Raw genomic sequence first — 16,240 nt, forward strand, 5'->3', positions numbered from 1 at the left:
ACACCTGTGGTCCTACCCCCGTGCTTTCTACCTTTTGCACGGGGCCCATGGGTGCGATCGGCACCCGGCTTTCCCTGTGCCCTCTGCTAACGGAGAGGGCGAGACGAAGAGCAAGACTCGGGCAGATCATGTCGCGAGAATGCGGAAGTGTGTCACAGACGACGCCTCACATTCGGTGTCGTCCCTGCGAAAGCAGGGACCCATAACCACCGATGGTCATTGTTGAGCCGTGCTGCAACGACGAGTCCCCTCCACAACACCCGCTGCGGCGTATGGGTCCCTGCTCCCGTGCGCAATTGCGCACTAGGCAGGGACGACAGCGGAGGACGCGCCCTCTCGGCTCAAGCACGACCGTCTCTGGAATACTGGATCGCCCGCTTTCGCATTCGCATGTGATGACACCCGTGTGTTTGTCACCATGAATCGGGGACCATCCACCGCCGTCGTCCTGGCCCCTCCTGCGCAATTGCGCACTAGGCCAAGACGACGATTGAGGAGACCGTCAGCCCATGTCCGTCACCGTCATGCTGAGGAAGCCGCGCAGCGGCCGTCTCGAAGCAGCAAGCGGGATGTTGGATGCGGCGCGAACGCGCCATTGTCCATCCGCTCAGTTCATCGACTTATGTCGCGAGAATGCGAGCGTGCAGCCTACACGCGAATGCTGACACGCAGCTTACAACTGGCCGCTATCGGACGGGTCTCACCGTCGCATCGATGACGGATGACTTCCTCAGCCGCTGCATGCTACTCCACCGCGGCACCGACCGGCGGTCCGCCGGGCGGGCGGTGCAGGAAGGTGATCGATGCATAGGCGCCGACCCACGAGCCGAGGGCGGCGAAGGCGACGTAGAGCCAGTTTTCGGTGTAGCTGATCACCGCATAGGAGGAGAGCACATACCAGACGCTGCTCCAGGTCGCCGCCGGCACGCGCTTGCGTGCCACGACCGCCGAGGTGAACATGACATAGACCGCGTCGGTCGCTGCGGTCGCGAGGAAGACACCGCCGGCGGTGAGAGGATCGATGGCAGCCATTGCAACTCCTGTGTGGGTCGGGCAGAGCTAGATATAGGCAGGGCCGGAAATGACGGTTGGGATCGGGCACCGCCTTTTTGTCATCATGCTCGGGCATAGAATAATCGCAAACGGGTATGCGCATGCAGGACATTCGTGAAATCCTTTCCGATGTCTGGACCGGCGCCGGCGGCGCGCCGGCCGCGCTCGATGCGGTCGCGCTGACCGGCAGCGAGCCGCAGCTGCCGTCGTCGTTTCGGGTCGCAGCGGCAGCGCAGGCGCCGATCGCAGCAGCCGGCCTCGCGGCGGCCGAGATCTGGAAGGCCCGCAGCGGCGAGCAGCAAGAGGTCGCGGTCGACATCCGCCATGCCGTCGTCGAATGCCGCAGCGAGCGCTATTTGCGCGTCGACGACAAGCCGCCGCCGCCGGCCTGGGACAAGATCGCCGGCGTCTATCGTGTCAAAGACAATCGCTTCGTCCGCCTGCACACCAATTTCCCGCATCATCGCGATGCCGTCTGCAAGGTGCTGGGCTGCAACGCCGAACGTGACGAGGTTCAGGCCGCACTGCTGCAATGGGACGGCGAGGCGTTCGAGACCGCGGCCTACGCCGCCGGCGGCGTCGTCGCCTTGATGCGCTCGCAGGACGAGTGGTCGGCGACGCCGCATGCCAAAGAACTGGCAAAGCTGCCGCTGATCTCGATCGAGAAGATCGGCGAGGCTGCGCCGAAGCCGTGGCCCGCCGGCAATCGGCCGCTGGCCGGCATCCGTGTGCTCGATCTGTCGCGCGTGATCGCCGGTCCCGTCGCCGGCCGCACGCTCGCGGCGCATGGCGCCGACGTGCTGCTGATCTCCGGTCCCGATCTGCCGGCGATCCCCTGGCTCACCATCGACACCGGCCGCGGCAAGCTCACGAGCTTCCTTGAGCTGCGGAGCGAGCAGGGGCGGGGCGTGATGCAGGGTCTGGTGGCGCAGGCCGATATTCTCTCGCAGGGCTATCGTCCGCAGGCGATTGCACGGCTCGGCTTCTCGCCGGAGGAAGCGGCGCGGATCAATCCCGGGATCGTCTATGTGACGCTGTCGGCCTACGGCCATGCCGGACCATGGGCCGGGCGCCGCGGCTTCGACTCGCTGGTGCAGACCACGACCGGCTTCAATCATGCCGAAGGACAGGCGGCGGGCACCGATGGGCCGAAGGAATTGCCGGCCCAGATGCTCGACCACGCGACCGGATATTTCATGGCGTTCGGTGCCATGATGGCGAAGGCCCGCCAGGCCCGCGAGGGCGGCAGCTGGCACGTCCGGGTATCGCTGGCGCAGACCGGGCGCTGGCTGTGGAATCTCGGCCGCCTCGAGGGAGGTCTTGCGACCGAGGACCTGAAGGCGGATGCGGTGCAGCCCTTCATCGAACGGGTGCCGTCCGGTTTCGGCACGCTGAGCTCGGTCCGCCATGCGGCGGTGCTGTCGCGGACCCCGGCGCATTGGTCCCGTCCGGCCATGCCGCTCGGCAGCCATCCTCCGGAGTTTCCTCCCCCGGAGTTTCCCGGATGAGACATTCAGCTGCCGTTCAGGCTATGCAAACTTTAACGACTGGCATCGCCGAAGGGCGATTTTTAGGTTGTTTGAAACGCCAATTCAGCACTATTAGCGCACCGCTGGGGCTGTCCCGCCGGACGCTGCAACGATCGACCCCGCGGACCGCATGGTGAAAGAGTTTACCAAGAGAATGCAGAGCTTTAGCCGCCCGCGCCTGGTCGTGGCCGCGGTGCTGCTGGCGGTTGCCTGCGCGGGTGCCTATGGCTACACGCGTTTCGGCACGGAAAAGCAGACATCTTCGGAAGTCTCCAGCCAGTCCCGCAAGGGCGGCGCGCGTTATGCGCCGTCGGCGGCCGAGTGGGCCAGCCTGACCTTCCAGACAGTGAGCGAGCGAACCTTCCGCTCCGAGCTGGTGACCGAGGGCAAGATCGGCATCGATGAGGACCGCTCCACCCCGGTCTATTCGCCCTACACCGGGCGCGTCACCCGCCTCATGGTGCGGCCGGGCGATGCCGTGGTGAAGGGCCAGCCGCTGTTCGTGATCGAGGCGGCCGACACCGTGCAGGCGCAGAACGATTACGTCGCAGCGATGACCGGCCTCAACAAGGCGCAGTCGGCGCTCGACCTAGCGCAGATCCAGGAGAAGCGCGCCAAGGATCTGTCCGAGGGCAAGGCGATCCCGCTGAAGGATTATCAGCAGGCGCAGGCGGCGCTGGTGCAAGCGCAGAACGATGCGCGCTCGGCGCAGACGCTTCTGGAAGCGGCGCAGAACAAGCTGCGCATCCTCGGCTTCAGCGACGACGACATCACGACGCTGCGGCAGAAGGGCCGCCTCAATCCGGAGACGACGGTGTTCGCGCCGATCGGCGGCACCGTGGTCCAGCGCAAGGCCGGTCCGGGCCAGTATGTCTCGACCGGCGCCAGTGACCCGGTCTACGTGATCGGCGATCTGTCGACGGTCTGGCTGATCGCCTTTGTCCGCGAATCCGACGCCGACAGCGTCGCGGTCGGGCAGGACCTCACCTTCAGCGTGATGGCGCTGCCGGGCAAGGTGCTGAACGCCCGGGTCAACTATGTCGCCGCGGCGATCGACGCGACCTCGCGCCGCCTCCTGGTCCGCGCCACCATCGACAACGCCGACAAGCGGCTGAAGCCCGAGATGTTCGCCAATGTGACGCTGTATTCGAAGGGCGATCATCCGGCGGTCGGCGTGCCGAAGCAGGCGCTGATCTACGAGGGTGACCAGGTTCGGGTCTGGGTCGCGAGGCCCGACGACAAGACCATCGAACTGCGCCAGATCAAGCCCGGCCTCATCAATGGCGACCTCGTCGAGGTCGCCGGCAACCTCAAGCCGGGCGAGCAGATCGTGACGAAGGGAAGCCTCTTCATCGACCGCGCCGCATCAGGCACCTAAGCGCATGATCCGGAAACGTGGGAACCGGTTTTCCCTCGCGACAAACGCGCAACGCGTTTGCGCGGAGATCACGCTCAATAAGAAAAGTCCCTTCCAGTTGAAAGCGCCGATCTGAATGGATCGCCTCGTCGCCCTTGCCGTCAATCGCCGCTACTTGATGGTGGCCATGTTCGTGGCCGTCTTCATCGGCGGCCTGATCGCGTTCAGGCAGCTCAACATCGAGGCCTATCCCGATCCGACCCCGCCGATGGTCGACATCGTGACGCAGAGCCCGGGCCTCTCGGCCGAGGAGATCGAGCGCTACATCACAATCCCGATCGAGACCCAGGTCGCCGGCATCAAGAACCTCAAGACCATCCGTACCATCTCGCTGTACGGCCTCTCCGACGTCAAGCTGCAGTTCTCCTTCGACTACACCTATGACGAGGCGCTGCAGCAGGTGCTCAACCGCCTGTCGCAGCTCGCGCCGCTGCCGGGCAACGTGCTGCCCGGCATCTCGCCGCTGAGCCCGATCGGCGAAATCTTCCGCTACCGCCTGAAGGGACCGCCGAACTACAGCGTGCTCGACCTCAAGACGCTGCAGGACTGGGTGCTGCAGCGCCGCTTCCGTGCGGTGCCCGGCGTGATCGACGTCACCGGCTGGGGCGGCAAGACCAAGACCTATGAGATCCAGGTCGACTTCAACAAGCTGGTCGCCAACGGCCTGACGCTGCCGCAGGTGTTGCAGGTGGTTTCCAACGCCAACATCAATGTCGGCGGCAACACCGTGAACATCGGCTCGCAATCGGCCGTGGTGCGCGGCGTCGGCCTGATCCGCTCGATCGACGACCTCGCCAACACCATGGTCTCGCAGTCCGGCGGCAATCCGGTGCTGGTGCGCGACATCGCCCATGTCACGATCGGCGAGAAGCCGCGGCTCGGCATCGCCGGCCTCGACAATGACGACGACATCGTGCAGGGCATCGTGCTGATGCGCCGCGGCGAGCAGAGCTCGCCGACGATCTCCCGCGTCGAGCAGCTGGTCCACGACATCAACCATTCCTCGATCCTGCCGCCCGGCGTGAAGATCGAGCGCATCTACGACCGCAAGGACCTGATCGAGCTCACCACCCACACCGTGCTGCACAACATGGTGGTCGGCATCCTCCTGATCGTGCTGTTGCAGTGGATCTTCCTCGGCGACCTCCGCAGCGCGCTGATCGTCGGCGCGACGATCCCGTTCGCGCTGTTCTTCGCCGTGATCATCCTGGTGCTGCGCGGCGAATCCGCCAATCTGCTGTCGGTCGGCGCGATCGATTTCGGCCTGATCGTCGATGCCACCGTGATCATGGTGGAGGCGATCTTCCGCCGGCTGTCGCAGACCACCGCGCTGTCGGAAGACGAGCGAAGCCACATCTCCGAGGACACGGTGATGGGGATGAAGAGCCACGCCATCCTGTCGGCGGGGGCCGATGTGTCGCGTTCGATCTTCTTTGCCGCGGCGATTATCATCGCGGCGTTCCTGCCGCTGTTCACGCTATCCGGTGTCGAGGGCAACATCTTCGGCCCGATGGCGCGCACCTATGCCTATGCGCTTGCCGGCGGCCTGCTTGCGACCTTCACGGTGACGCCGGCGCTGAGCGCGATCATCCTGCCGGCGCACATCCACGAGACCGAGACCTGGATCGTCAAGAAGCTCGACGGGATCTACGTGCCGGTGCTGAACTGGGCGATCGCCAACCGCAGGATGGTGATGACCGGTGCGGCCGGCCTCGTGGTCATGACCATCATCTTCGCGCGCTTCCTCGGCCTCGAATTCCTGCCCAAGCTCGAGGAGGGCAATCTGTGGATCCGCGCCACGCTGCCGCCGACGATCTCGCTGCAGGAAGGCAATGCCTATGTCAACGAGATGCGCAAGCTGATCCGCAGCCGTCCCGAGGTGCTGTCGGTGGTGTCGCAGCATGGCCGTCCCGACGACGGCACCGACGCGGCCGGCCTGTTCAACGCCGAGTTCTTCGCGCCGCTGAAGCCGGCCAGCGAATGGCCCACCACCCACGACAAGGAAGTGCTTACCGCGCAATTGCTGGCGCAGTTGCAGGAGAGATTCCCGGGCGTCGAATTCAATTTCTCGCAATATCTGCAGGACAACGTGTCGGAAGCGGTGTCCGGCGTGAAGGGCGAGAACTCGATCAAGCTCTACGGCAATGATCTGCAGGCGCTGACCGACACCGCCAACAAGATCAAGTCGGTGTTGTCGACCGTGCAGGGCGTCACCGACCTTGCGGTGTTCACCTCGCTCGGCCAGCCGACCATCCAGATCGACGTCGATCGCGCCCGTGCCGCGCGTTATGGCCTGTCGCCGGGCGACATCAACGCCACGATCCGGGTTGCGGTCGGCGGCGACAGCGCCGGCGACCTCTATGAACCCGGCAGCGACCGGCACTTCCCGATCATCGTCCGCCTTGCGCCGGAATACCGCAAGAGCGCGGAGGCGATCCAGAACTTGCGGATCGGGGTGGCCAACGCCAATGGCGGCATCACGCAGATCCCGCTCTCTGAAGTGGCCTCGATCAACCTGATCTCCGGCGCGGCCTATATCTACCGCGAACAGCAGGAACGTTATTTGCCGATCAAGTTCTCGGTGCGCGAGCGCGACCTCGGCAGCGCGATCCGGGAGGCGCAGCAGAAGATCGACGAGCAGGTGCAGCTGCCGCCGGGATCGCGTGTCGAGTGGGTCGGCGAATTCGGCAATCTGCAGGATGCGATCCGGCGGCTGTCGATCGTGGTGCCGATCAGCCTCGCGCTGATCGCGGTGCTGCTGTTCTTCAATTTCGGCTCGATGGTCGACACCATGCTCGCGATGAGCGTGATCCCGATGGCGATCTTCGGCGGCGTGCTCGGGCTTCTGATCTCGGGGATTCCGTTCAGCGTCTCGGCGGCGATCGGCTTTATCGCGCTGTTCGGCATCGCCGTGATGGACGGCATCATCATCCTGTCGCAGTTCAACCAGCTGATCGACGAAGGCTATGACCGGATGCGCGCGGTGATCCGCACCGGCGAGCTGCAGCTTCGTCCGGTGCTGATGACCTGCGTGGTGGCGGGCGTCGGCCTGTTGCCGGCGGCGATTTCGGAAGGTATCGGCTCGCAGGTGCAGAAGCCGCTCGCCATCGTCGTCGTCACCGGCATGATGCTGGCGCCGCTGGTGATCCTGATCACGCTGCCGGTGTTGATCTTCTATTTCTCGCGCCGGCCGCGCGAGCGCTAGCTCAGAAGGAATCAGGTGAAGCCGTAGAGCCGCGCCGGGTTGTCGACCAGGATCGCCTTGCGGATCGCGGCATCCGGCGCCCAGACCGGAAGCTGGTTGAGGAGGCGGCCGTCGTCGATCTGAAACAGCGGCGTCACGTCGGTGACCTTCCTGCCTTGCGGCGTCACCGAATCCGGGTGCGGCCAGTCGGTGCCCCAGACGATGCGCTCGGCATTGGCCGCGATCAGCGCCTGCGCCAGCGGCGTGGCGTCGGCATAATCGGGTGCGAGCTTGGAGGCGCGGTAGGCGCCGGAAATCTTGACATAGGCCTTGCCGGATTTGACCAGCGCGAGCAGGTCGGCAAATCCCGGCTGGCCCGTGCCGAGTGCGGCCTCGGCGCCGCCGAAATGGTCGAACACGACCGGCACCGGCGCTGTGGCGACGAGGTCCTTGATCGCGGAGATCATGGCGAGGCTGGTGAACAGCTGCACATGCCAGCCGCGCGCCTTCATCCGCTCGATCGCGGCCGAGAAGCGCTGCCGGCCGACATTCGGATCGTTGACGCCGCCGGTCGCGAGGTTGAGGCGGATGCCGCGGAAGCCGGCCTTGTTCATGGCATCGAGATCGCTCTCGCTGGTCTTGTCGTCGATCACAGCGACGCCGCGCGCGGTCGGCCCGCGGGCCGTGATGCCGAACAGGGTCGACGAATTGTCGGGGCCGTAGACGCTCGGCGTCACGATCACCACGCGCTCGACATGGAGCGCCTTGTGCAGCGCGCTCATCTCCTCCGGCGAGGCCGGCTCCGGCGTGTAGACGCGGCCGGCGAAGAACGGGAATTTCTCGGGGTCGCCATGGATGTGGGTGTGGCAGTCGCACGCCCCGGCAGGCACGTCGAAGTTTACCGCGGTCGATGGTTGCGCTGCCTTGGAAAATGCGTTGCTGCTGGTCATGGTCACTCCGGCTGCGATCGAAGCCAGCATCATATCGCGTCGCGTCAGCATTGGACGTCTCCCTGCGTGCTCGGCTGTTATGCGCGTCATACGCGCGCCGGCATTATGGGTTGCCGGCGGGGGCGGAGGTTATCGGCGGAGAGAGCGGGCGGGAAGGGCCAGTTCGCGGTGCGAACGGTTCCGCAATGCCTATTGTCCCGACGGCGTGCGCAGGCCGTGCCAGGCGTCGCGCACCTGATGGTAATGCACCTCGGGCAGATAGTCCGGCGTCTTCAGGTTCAGCGTCTTGACGTCGAGCCGTCCGGTCGCGCTGAGCAGCGTGTAGGAGGCGATCACGCGGTCGCGCTGCGCACCGATCAGCCGTGCCCGCGCGGTGATCAGATCCTGCTGCGCGTTGAGCACGTCGACCGTGGTGCGCTGGCCGCCCGCGGCTTCCTTCTGCACGCCGGCGAGCGCAACTTCCGCGGCCTTCATCTCGGACTCCGAGGCCGACACCGCGATCTTGGCGCCTTCATTGGCAACCCACGCGCTGACCACGGCGGTCTTGGCCTGATTGCGAACCTTATCCAGCACCAGCCGGCTCTGCGCCGCGACTTCCTTGGCCTGCCGGGTCTGCGATGCGGCGGTGCCGCCGTCATAGATCGGCTGGGTGACCTGGCCGATCACCGAGGCTTGATCGGTGCCGAAGCTGCCGAGCGTGGTGTCGGTGTCGCGGCTGCGGCTGACGCTGCCCTGCACCGAGACATTCGGCATCAGGCTGCTCTCGGCGACGCGGATCGAGGTCGAGGCGACGTCGACGTCGAAGCCTGCCGCGGTGACGGCGGGATGCTCGCGGAGTGAGAGCGCGATCGCATCCTCGCGGCTGCGCGGCAACAGCCGGTCGACGGTCTCGGCCGGACGCAACTGGGATGGCGCAGTGCCGACCACCTGCGCATAGGTGGCCTGGCTGACCGCGAAATTGACCTCGGCGGCGTTGAGGTCGGCGAGGCCGCGGTTGAGCCGTGCCTCGGCCTGGGCGGTATCGGTCGGCGTCACGTCGCCGGCATTGAGGCGTCGTTCGGTGATTGCCCGGGTCTCCTTCAGGAAGGCGACGTTGGCGCGCTGCGCCTCGACCAGGGTCTGGTTGGCCAGCACATTGGTGTAGACGGTGACGGCGTCGAGCAGCAGGCCCTGGCCGACATTGCGCAGCGCCTCGCGGCCGGATTGCACCTGCAACTCGGCGACGCGGACGCTGTTGGCGGTCTTGAAGCCGTTGAACAGGGTCTGCGTCACCGTGACGCCGATCTGCCACGGCTTCAGCGTTGCGGTCTGGATCACATTGCCGGGCAGCTGGTCGCGCACCGCCTGCAGCCCGACCGACAGGCCGGCGATGATCTGGGGACGGTAGCCGGCCAGCGCCTGCGGCACGTTCTCGTCGGTCGCCCGCTGGCGAGCCCGCTCGGCATTGAGTTGCGGATTGGTCTGATACGCCTTGACCAGGGCTTCCGGCAGGCTCTCGGCGCGGGCCGCTGTCTCCGTCAGCAGCGCGCATGCCAGCACGCCAAGGCCCGACAAAAGCACGCGCCTCGCAACATCGCCGACCCTCGCGGCACGCTCAACCATGTGATCCCGCAAACCAAAAACCCCGGCAGTCCGCCCCCGCCGACGCCGTCGACACATCTACCTGTTTACGGGGCGGTGCCGCCACAGGCAAACCGCCGCGCGACATCTGCACATCATTTCAGTTCTTGTCTGTTGCCGGTTCGTCACAGGCGAACGTATCGGTCATATGAAGTATAAGTTTGAACCGCTGGCCGTCGATTCAACGACGCCGGTTATCCACTGTCTCCTCCGGGTCCATTGCTGATGCCGATATTCTTCTCCGACCCCGAGGCGATCGCGGAGCACATTATTCGTGACGTCGGAACCGAACTGGTGGTCGGGCTGCCGCTCGGCCTCGGCAAGGCCAACCACATCGTCAACGCGCTGCATGCGCGGGCAGTGGCCGACCGCTCCATCAATCTGACGCTGTTCTCCGCGCTGACGCTGGAAAAGCCGAAGCCGAAGAGCCTGCTCGAACGGCGCTTCATCGGACCGGTGATCGATCGCCTGTTCGGCGGCTATCCGGATCTCGCCTATGCGGATGCGCTGCATCACGGCGCGCTCCCGCCCAACATCAAGGTGATCGAGTTCTTCTTCCTCGCGGGGCAGTGGCTGCACCAGCCATTCGCACAACAGCACTACATTTCCGCCAACTACACCCATGCGGCGTCATACCTGTTGTCGCGCGGACTGAATGTCGTGCCTCAGCTCGTTGCCAAGCGCGTGGTCGACGGCGCGCCGCGTTACAGCCTGAGCTGCAACACCGACACCACGCTCGACGTGCTGCGCGCCCGTGCGCAGGGGCGGGCGTCGTTCAAGCTGATCGGCCAGGTCAATTCCGAGCTGCCGTTCATGCCCGGCGCCGGCGAGCTGCCGGCGGACGAATTCGCCGCGGTGCTCGACAGTCCCGAGACCGATTTCCCGCTGTTCGCGCCGCCGTCCGAGCCGATCAGCGACACCAAATATGCGATCGGCTTGCACGCCGCTGGTCTGGTGCGCGACGGCGGCACGCTGCAGATCGGCATCGGGCAGGTCGGCGACGCGCTGGCGCAGGGGCTCGTGGTCCGCCATCGCGACAACGCCCAATTCCGCGGCATCATGCAGCGCCTTGCGCCCGGTACCGGGCAACTCGCCGCGGCCGAGACCGGGTCGTTCGAAAAGGGTCTCTACGGCGTCAGCGAGATGCTGTTCGAGGCGTTCCTCGGGCTGATCGATGCCGGCATCCTCAAGCGCGACGTTGGCGGCGTGATCCTGCACGGCGCATTCTTCCTGGGTCCGCCATCATTCTACCGGGCAATGCGCGAGATGGCACCGGAGCAGCTGGCGCGAATCCAGATGATGACGGTTTCCTTCACCAACGAGATCTTCGGCGACGAAGACGGCAAGCGTCGCGCCCGGGTCGATGCGCGCTTCGTCAACAATGCGATGATGGCGACGCTGCTCGGCGCTGCGATCTCGGACGGTCTCGAGAACGGCCAGGTCGTGAGCGGGGTCGGCGGCCAGTATAATTTTGTGGCGCAGGCATTCGCGCTCGAGGGCGCACGTTCGGTGCTGGCGCTGGAGGCGACCCGTCAGTCCGGCAGGAAGGCGCAGTCGAACATCCGCTGGTCCTATGGACATGAGACCATCCCGCGGCATCTGCGCGATGTCTTTGTCACAGAATATGGCGTCGCCGACGTCAGGGGGAAATCCGATGCCGACGTGATCGCCGCGATGCTGCAGGTGTCGGACTCCCGCTTCCAGGGCGAATTGATGCGGCAGGCCAAGGATGCCGGCAAGCTGCCGCGCAGCCACGAGATTCCCGCGGCGTATCGCGAAAATTATCCCGAGCGCATCGGTGCTGCGCTGAAGCCCGCGCGCGACGCCGGGCTGCTGCCGTCATTCCCGTTCGGCAGCGACTTCACCGATGTCGAGCAGCGCCTGATTCCGGCCTTGCAGATCTTGCAGCAGGCGCAGCACACGCCGCTGCAACTCGCCGGCCTGCTGTGGCAGGGCATGCGGCATCCGCCCGAGGCCGCCGACCGCGAATGCCTGGCACGGCTCGGTCTCGACAAGCCGACGCATTTCGCCGAGCGCGCCTATCGCGCGCTCGTCACCGCGGCCTTGCAACGGAGCCGAAGGGCTAAAGCGCGATGAGATCATCGCGCTTTAGCCTGTTGTCTGCGCATGATCTTGTCCGGAAAACCGCTTCGCACTTTTCCGGATCATGCTTTAGCGGTTCTTGTTGACCGGCTTGCGCTTCTCGATGAACGCCGCCATGCCCTCGGAGCGATCCTCGAGCGCGAAGGTCGAGTGGAACAGGTTGCGCTCGACATTCATGCCTTCCGCGAGCGGCGTTTCGAACGCGCGGTTGACGGCTTCCTTGGCCATCGCGACCGCCGGGCGCGACATCGAGGCGATCTTCTCGGCCGCCGCGAGCGCCTCCTCGAGCAGCTTGTCGGCCGGCACGATCCGCGACACGAGGCCCGAGCGTTCCGCTTCCGCCGCATCCATCATCCGCCCGGTCAGGCAGAGATCCATCGCCTTCGACTTGCCGATCGCGCGGGTCAGGCGCTGCGTGCCGCCGATGCCGGGAATGGTGCCGAGGGTGATTTCCGGCTGGCCGAACTTGGCGGTGTCGGCGGCGATGATGATGTCGCACATCATCGCGAGCTCGCAGCCGCCGCCGAGCGCATAGCCCGCGACCGCGGCAATGGTCGGCTTGCGGCAACGGGCGACGCGGTCGCCGCCGATCGCGGTGAAGTCGCTGTTGAACATGTCGATGAAGCCCTTCGGCTGCATCTCCTTGATGTCGGCGCCGGCCGCGAAGGCCTTCTCGCTGCCGGTGATCAGGATACAGCCGATCTTGTCGTCGGCCTCGAGATCGTCGACCGCCGCGGCGATCTCGCGGAACACGCCGAACGAGAGCGCATTCAGCATTTTCGGCCGATTCAGCGTGATGACGCCGACCGGTCCCTTGCTTTCGACGATGATGAATTCGAACGTAGCCATGGACGCAAACCCCGTGCCTGATTTGCCGGGCAATGTGCCCGCTGACGGGATGCGCTTCAAGTGGCTGAAGCGAGGCTTTGGACTGCGGTGCGGCGCCCCCCGCGCCGCACCGCAGGTGCCTCCGCTAGGCCATGAACATGCGCGCGGCGGAGGCCACCGTGAGCAGGGCGCCGAAGCCGATGAAGATCTTCCCGATCAGCGAGGTCTGGTCCCAGCTCGCGCTGTCGCTGCTCGCCAGAACCGGGGCCGGCTTGGGTGCCGCCACGGCGACCGGCTGTTGCGCAGGCGGTGCCTCCTGCTGGACGGTCTGCGGCTGGGCCGGCTGCGGCTGTTCCGCCGGCTGCTCCTGCTGCAGGGCGCGGTCGACGTCGTTGAGCTGGTCAGATGCGACCACATTACCGTCGGACTGGTCCGCGGGCTTGTCGGCCGCGGCAATCAACGCATTGGCTCTCACCGGCGTCGCCGCCGCATTGTCGTCGCCGGAGGTCAGCTCTGCATTGGCGTTGGCGACCGTGGCGGGAATGCCTGCCGAGGTGACGCTGCCGGCGTCGCTGCTGGTGGCCTTCTTGCTCTCGGATTTATCGGCCGTTTTGGAGGACTGGCGGCGCGCATGGCGCCGGCCATGCCGGGGGCTCTGTTGCGCGGACTTGTCGGCCGTTGCGCTGTCGGATTTCGATGCTGATGTGTCCGAACCCGCCGCACGTGCCGGCAGCGGACCGGCGAGACCCACGAAAAGCCCTGTCAGTCCTGTCGCAACCATCAATGCCAAGCGCCCGCTGGCTTTGATCTTCATTTTGATGATCTCCCCATGTCGCCCGCCCAAGGGCGAAAAGAGACCCCGCTGCGTGTCCACACCGGGGCAGAAAAAGGGAATCTTCGGGCATCCGGGGGCAAAAGCTGGGCAATTTCGTCCTAGTGGTCGATCGGGCGAGAAGCAGCACCGATGCTTGTCGGACCGATCGGTGTTATGAGCCGTGACGTCTGGAAACCCGCCGGAGCGATTCTTTGAGGCCGATCCTCGGCGCGCGGTCGGAGGATAGAAATCACGAATTCGTGATCGTCTGGCGTGCCGCGTAACGAACTGAAAGATCGGCCGAATTGCAATTCAGGAGCCTGCGTGCGCGAACGTGAGGATGAATGGACCGGCCTGATGCGGTCGGCCATTTCAGGCGATGACGCGGCGTATCATCGCCTGCTCAAGGCCATCACGCCGGTACTCCGTGCCGCGGCGCGCCGCGGCCTGGCGCGCGCGGGACAGCCGGTCGATCAGTCCGAGGACATCGTGCAGGACATCTTGTTGGCGGTGCATTTGAAGCGACAGACCTGGGATACGAGCGCGGCGTTCGCGCCGTGGCTGTTCGCGATCGCACGCAACAAGCTGATCGACGCGCTGCGCCGCCGCGGCAAGCGGATCTTCGTCAACATCGATGATTTCGCCGAGACGCTGCCCGGGGAAACACCGGAACCGACGGCCTCGCCGGGCGAGGTGAGCGCCCAGCTGCAGGCGTTGCCCGCGCGGCAGCGCGAGGTGCTGCAATCGATCGCGGTCGACAGCGCCTCGATCAAGGACACCGCGGCGAAATTCTCGATGAGCGAGAGCGCGGTGCGGGTCGCGCTGCATCGCGGGCTTGCGAGCCTCACTGCGAAATTACGGGATCGATGAGCATGGACACCGATCAACTCATTCGAACCCTGGCCGCCGACAATGCCTATCGCACGCGTCCGATCGGTCTTGCGCTGATGCTGGCACTGCTGGCGGCGGCGCCGGTCTCGCTCCTGATCTTCTTCGCCGAACTCGGCGTGCGGCCCGACGTGATGAGCGCGATGCGCAATCCGTTCTTCGATCTGAAATTCGCGGTGACGCTGGCGCTAGCCGCCTCGGCGATCGCGGTCAGTCTGCATCTGTCGCGCCCGGAGGCCTCGCTGCGCGGCTTCGGCTGGTGGCTGCTGATTCCCGCCGGCATCCTCGTCGCCGCGATCAGTGGCGAGATGATGATGCCGCAGCGTACGCCGATGATGACGCGGCTGATCGGCAAGAATTCGATGGCCTGCATGACCGCGATCCCCGCGATGTCGCTGCCGCTGCTGGTCGGCGCGCTCTACGGGCTGCGGCAGGGCGCGCCGGCGCGGCCGGCGGTCGCAGGCGCAATAGCCGGCCTGCTCTCGGCAGGGCTCGCGGCGACCGTCTATGCGTCGCACTGCACCGATGACTCGCCGCTGTTCGTCGCCACCTGGTACACGCTGGCGACCGCGATCGTCGCGAGCGTCGGCGCGCTGATGGGAAACCGGGCGTTGCGATATTGAGCAATCGTAGCCCGGATGGAGCGAAGCGAAATCCGGGATTCTCGCCGCGGATGGACGTCCCGGATTGCGCTCCGCTCCATCCGGGCTACGGAGATTAGGCTGAGAGTTCAGGCCGCGGGCGCGGACTGCTGCATGCGATGGAAGCGCAGCACCTGCTGCGCGGTCGACGGCCGCAGCCGTTCATAGGTGTCCTTGCAGGCCTGCAAATCGGTCGGCTCGCCGCCCGAGATGTCGTCGCGCAGGTTGATGATCGCCCGCACCGTCGACCATGACAGGCCCGAGACCTTGGCCAGGATCATGACGCCCTCGGCGCGGGTTTCGATCATCATGTTCTCGGCGACGCTGACCGAGACGTTGGCGAGCGCGGCCAGCGAGGCATTGGTCTCGTCGAACTTGCCGGCCTCGGCGAAGGCTGCGAGCTGGAATTCGTCGAGCCGGCCGTCCTGGTAGAGCGACTTGACCAGGGCATGCGCGATCGCGGTGTCCGGCGTCACGGCGGCCGGTGCCGAGCGCGCGCGTCGCGTCGCTTCCTTCACCGCGATCGGAATCTCCTTGGACTGCTGCGGATTGGCGGCTTCGAGCCGCTGCCTGACCGCGTCCGAGGCCTTGGCGACCAGCTTGAGATAGAGATGCCGCGGGATGTTCGGGCGCAGGCCGACGCAGGTCGACAGATTGTCGTCGCCCTCGGCGCGGCTGACCAGGCGGGTGAACCCGCGCTCGGTGAACTCCGCGCCGGGATTGTTGACCGCGCTCTGGATCACCTCGTCATTGCCGCGCAGCACCAGCACGTCGGTGACGGCACCGCTCAGCGTCTTGCGGTTCGAGATCGCGAGCAGATGCGCCTGGCTCTTGCTGCGCGCCGTTTCGATCAGGGTGTCGTCGTCGAGCCGCGGCGACAGCGTCAGCACGGGGCCCGCGACCTCGATCAGGTCGTCGAAGGCAAGGGTGCGGATGGTCTGCGGCGGCGCGGTGTCGATCGGGGCGAGGCGGTTGGCGAGCAGCGCCTTGGCCGAGTTTTCGATGTGCTCGAGCAGGCATTGGAAAACGTCGTCGAACAGCACGATCTGTTCGTTGGAATAGTTCACCGAGCCGTTGATGAAGAGGTCGGTCACGCGGCGCAGCGTCTCGACGCGGCGTGCGACGGTGCCGTGCGCGAGCGTCGTCTGCAGCTCGTCGAGCAGACTTTCGGGGGCGGTCTCGGGCTTCAAACTCATGACTCTGTCCTGGAGCA

The 16,240-nt window shown here is 65.8% G+C and carries 12 protein-coding genes; 6 read left to right on the top strand and 6 right to left on the bottom strand.

The genetic code is table 11. From position 1 onward, the window contains the following. Positions 1 to 744 precede the first annotated feature (744 nt). Positions 745 to 1,032, bottom strand: a complete 288-nt coding sequence (locus QJT82_RS00005) for a hypothetical protein (protein ID WP_028345379.1) — start codon at positions 1,030 to 1,032, stop codon at positions 745 to 747. Positions 1,033 to 1,154: 122 nt separating this feature from the next. On the opposite strand from QJT82_RS00005, the gene QJT82_RS00010 reads away from it, so the two are divergent. From QJT82_RS00010 to QJT82_RS00020, 3 genes are all read left to right on the top strand, one after another. Next, on the top strand, positions 1,155 to 2,561 hold the full coding sequence (locus QJT82_RS00010; protein WP_028345378.1) for a CoA transferase: 1,407 nt from the start codon (positions 1,155 to 1,157) through the stop codon (positions 2,559 to 2,561). A 151-nt stretch (positions 2,562 to 2,712) separates the two neighbouring features. Next, complete coding sequence (locus QJT82_RS00015) at positions 2,713 to 3,960, top strand: efflux RND transporter periplasmic adaptor subunit (RefSeq protein ID WP_028345377.1); 1,248 nt, start codon at positions 2,713 to 2,715, stop codon at positions 3,958 to 3,960. A 115-nt stretch (positions 3,961 to 4,075) separates the two neighbouring features. Next, the gene (locus QJT82_RS00020; protein ID WP_264641917.1) at positions 4,076 to 7,204 is read left to right on the top strand and encodes a CusA/CzcA family heavy metal efflux RND transporter; all 3,129 of its coding nucleotides are present in this window, start codon (positions 4,076 to 4,078) and stop codon (positions 7,202 to 7,204) included. 11 nt (positions 7,205 to 7,215) lie between these two features. Here QJT82_RS00020 and QJT82_RS00025 read toward each other — a convergent pair whose 3' ends face one another. Further along, positions 7,216 to 8,184 (bottom strand): amidohydrolase family protein, encoded by a 969-nt coding sequence (locus QJT82_RS00025; protein WP_028345375.1) that lies wholly within the window; start codon positions 8,182 to 8,184, stop codon positions 7,216 to 7,218. Positions 8,185 to 8,322: 138 nt separating this feature from the next. Then, a complete protein-coding gene (locus tag QJT82_RS00030; RefSeq protein ID WP_028345374.1) occupies positions 8,323 to 9,735 on the bottom strand; it encodes a TolC family outer membrane protein in 1,413 nt (470 codons plus the stop codon). Between the two features lie 243 nt (positions 9,736 to 9,978). Here QJT82_RS00030 and QJT82_RS00035 point away from each other — a divergent pair, with 243 nt between their 5' ends. Further along, positions 9,979 to 11,850 carry an acetyl-CoA hydrolase/transferase C-terminal domain-containing protein gene (locus QJT82_RS00035; RefSeq protein WP_028345373.1) on the top strand — a complete coding sequence of 624 codons (1,872 nt, stop codon included), beginning with the start codon at positions 9,979 to 9,981 and terminating at the stop codon, positions 11,848 to 11,850. 75 nt (positions 11,851 to 11,925) lie between these two features. Here the strand turns inward: QJT82_RS00035 and QJT82_RS00040 are convergent, their stop codons facing one another. Together QJT82_RS00040 and QJT82_RS00045 are read right to left on the bottom strand one after the other, a co-directional pair. Then, the gene (locus tag QJT82_RS00040) at positions 11,926 to 12,705 is read right to left on the bottom strand and encodes an enoyl-CoA hydratase (RefSeq protein WP_016843234.1); all 780 of its coding nucleotides are present in this window, start codon (positions 12,703 to 12,705) and stop codon (positions 11,926 to 11,928) included. Positions 12,706 to 12,829: 124 nt separating this feature from the next. Beyond that, positions 12,830 to 13,498 (bottom strand): hypothetical protein, encoded by a 669-nt coding sequence (locus tag QJT82_RS00045; RefSeq protein ID WP_035634317.1) that lies wholly within the window; start codon positions 13,496 to 13,498, stop codon positions 12,830 to 12,832. Between the two features lie 324 nt (positions 13,499 to 13,822). Between QJT82_RS00045 and QJT82_RS00050 the strand changes: the two genes are divergently transcribed. Both QJT82_RS00050 and QJT82_RS00055 read left to right on the top strand, forming a co-directional pair. Further along, positions 13,823 to 14,368, top strand: a complete 546-nt coding sequence (locus tag QJT82_RS00050) for a sigma-70 family RNA polymerase sigma factor (RefSeq protein WP_264641916.1) — start codon at positions 13,823 to 13,825, stop codon at positions 14,366 to 14,368. 2 nt (positions 14,369 to 14,370) lie between these two features. After that, positions 14,371 to 15,009, top strand: a complete 639-nt coding sequence (locus tag QJT82_RS00055) for a DUF1109 domain-containing protein (RefSeq protein WP_028345370.1) — start codon at positions 14,371 to 14,373, stop codon at positions 15,007 to 15,009. Between the two features lie 107 nt (positions 15,010 to 15,116). Here the strand turns inward: QJT82_RS00055 and QJT82_RS00060 are convergent, their stop codons facing one another. Next, positions 15,117 to 16,223 (bottom strand): DUF2336 domain-containing protein, encoded by a 1,107-nt coding sequence (locus QJT82_RS00060; RefSeq protein ID WP_028345369.1) that lies wholly within the window; start codon positions 16,221 to 16,223, stop codon positions 15,117 to 15,119. Positions 16,224 to 16,240: the final 17 nt, after the last annotated feature.

Origin of the sequence: Bradyrhizobium sp. Mp19, from assembly GCF_029952935.1 — a bacterium.
In the GTDB taxonomy this organism is placed as follows: Bacteria; Pseudomonadota; Alphaproteobacteria; order Rhizobiales; family Xanthobacteraceae; genus Bradyrhizobium; species Bradyrhizobium elkanii.

Excerpts from the sequence above, each read along its gene's own strand:
- QJT82_RS00020 (WP_264641917.1), top strand. The coding sequence starts at position 4,076 with ATGGATCGCCTCGTCGCCCTTGCCGTCAATCGCCGCTACTTGATGGTG.
- QJT82_RS00055 (WP_028345370.1), top strand. The coding sequence starts at position 14,371 with ATGGACACCGATCAACTCATTCGAACCCTGGCCGCCGACAATGCCTAT.
- QJT82_RS00030 (WP_028345374.1), bottom strand. The coding sequence starts at position 9,735 with ATGGTTGAGCGTGCCGCGAGGGTCGGCGATGTTGCGAGGCGCGTGCTT.
- QJT82_RS00045 (WP_035634317.1), bottom strand. The coding sequence starts at position 13,498 with ATGAAGATCAAAGCCAGCGGGCGCTTGGCATTGATGGTTGCGACAGGA.
- QJT82_RS00025 (WP_028345375.1), bottom strand. The coding sequence starts at position 8,184 with ATGCTGACGCGACGCGATATGATGCTGGCTTCGATCGCAGCCGGAGTG.
- QJT82_RS00015 (WP_028345377.1), top strand. The coding sequence starts at position 2,713 with ATGGTGAAAGAGTTTACCAAGAGAATGCAGAGCTTTAGCCGCCCGCGC.
- QJT82_RS00060 (WP_028345369.1), bottom strand. The coding sequence starts at position 16,223 with ATGAGTTTGAAGCCCGAGACCGCCCCCGAAAGTCTGCTCGACGAGCTG.
- QJT82_RS00010 (WP_028345378.1), top strand. The coding sequence starts at position 1,155 with ATGCAGGACATTCGTGAAATCCTTTCCGATGTCTGGACCGGCGCCGGC.
- QJT82_RS00040 (WP_016843234.1), bottom strand. The coding sequence starts at position 12,705 with ATGGCTACGTTCGAATTCATCATCGTCGAAAGCAAGGGACCGGTCGGC.
- QJT82_RS00005 (WP_028345379.1), bottom strand. The coding sequence starts at position 1,032 with ATGGCTGCCATCGATCCTCTCACCGCCGGCGGTGTCTTCCTCGCGACC.
- QJT82_RS00035 (WP_028345373.1), top strand. The coding sequence starts at position 9,979 with ATGCCGATATTCTTCTCCGACCCCGAGGCGATCGCGGAGCACATTATT.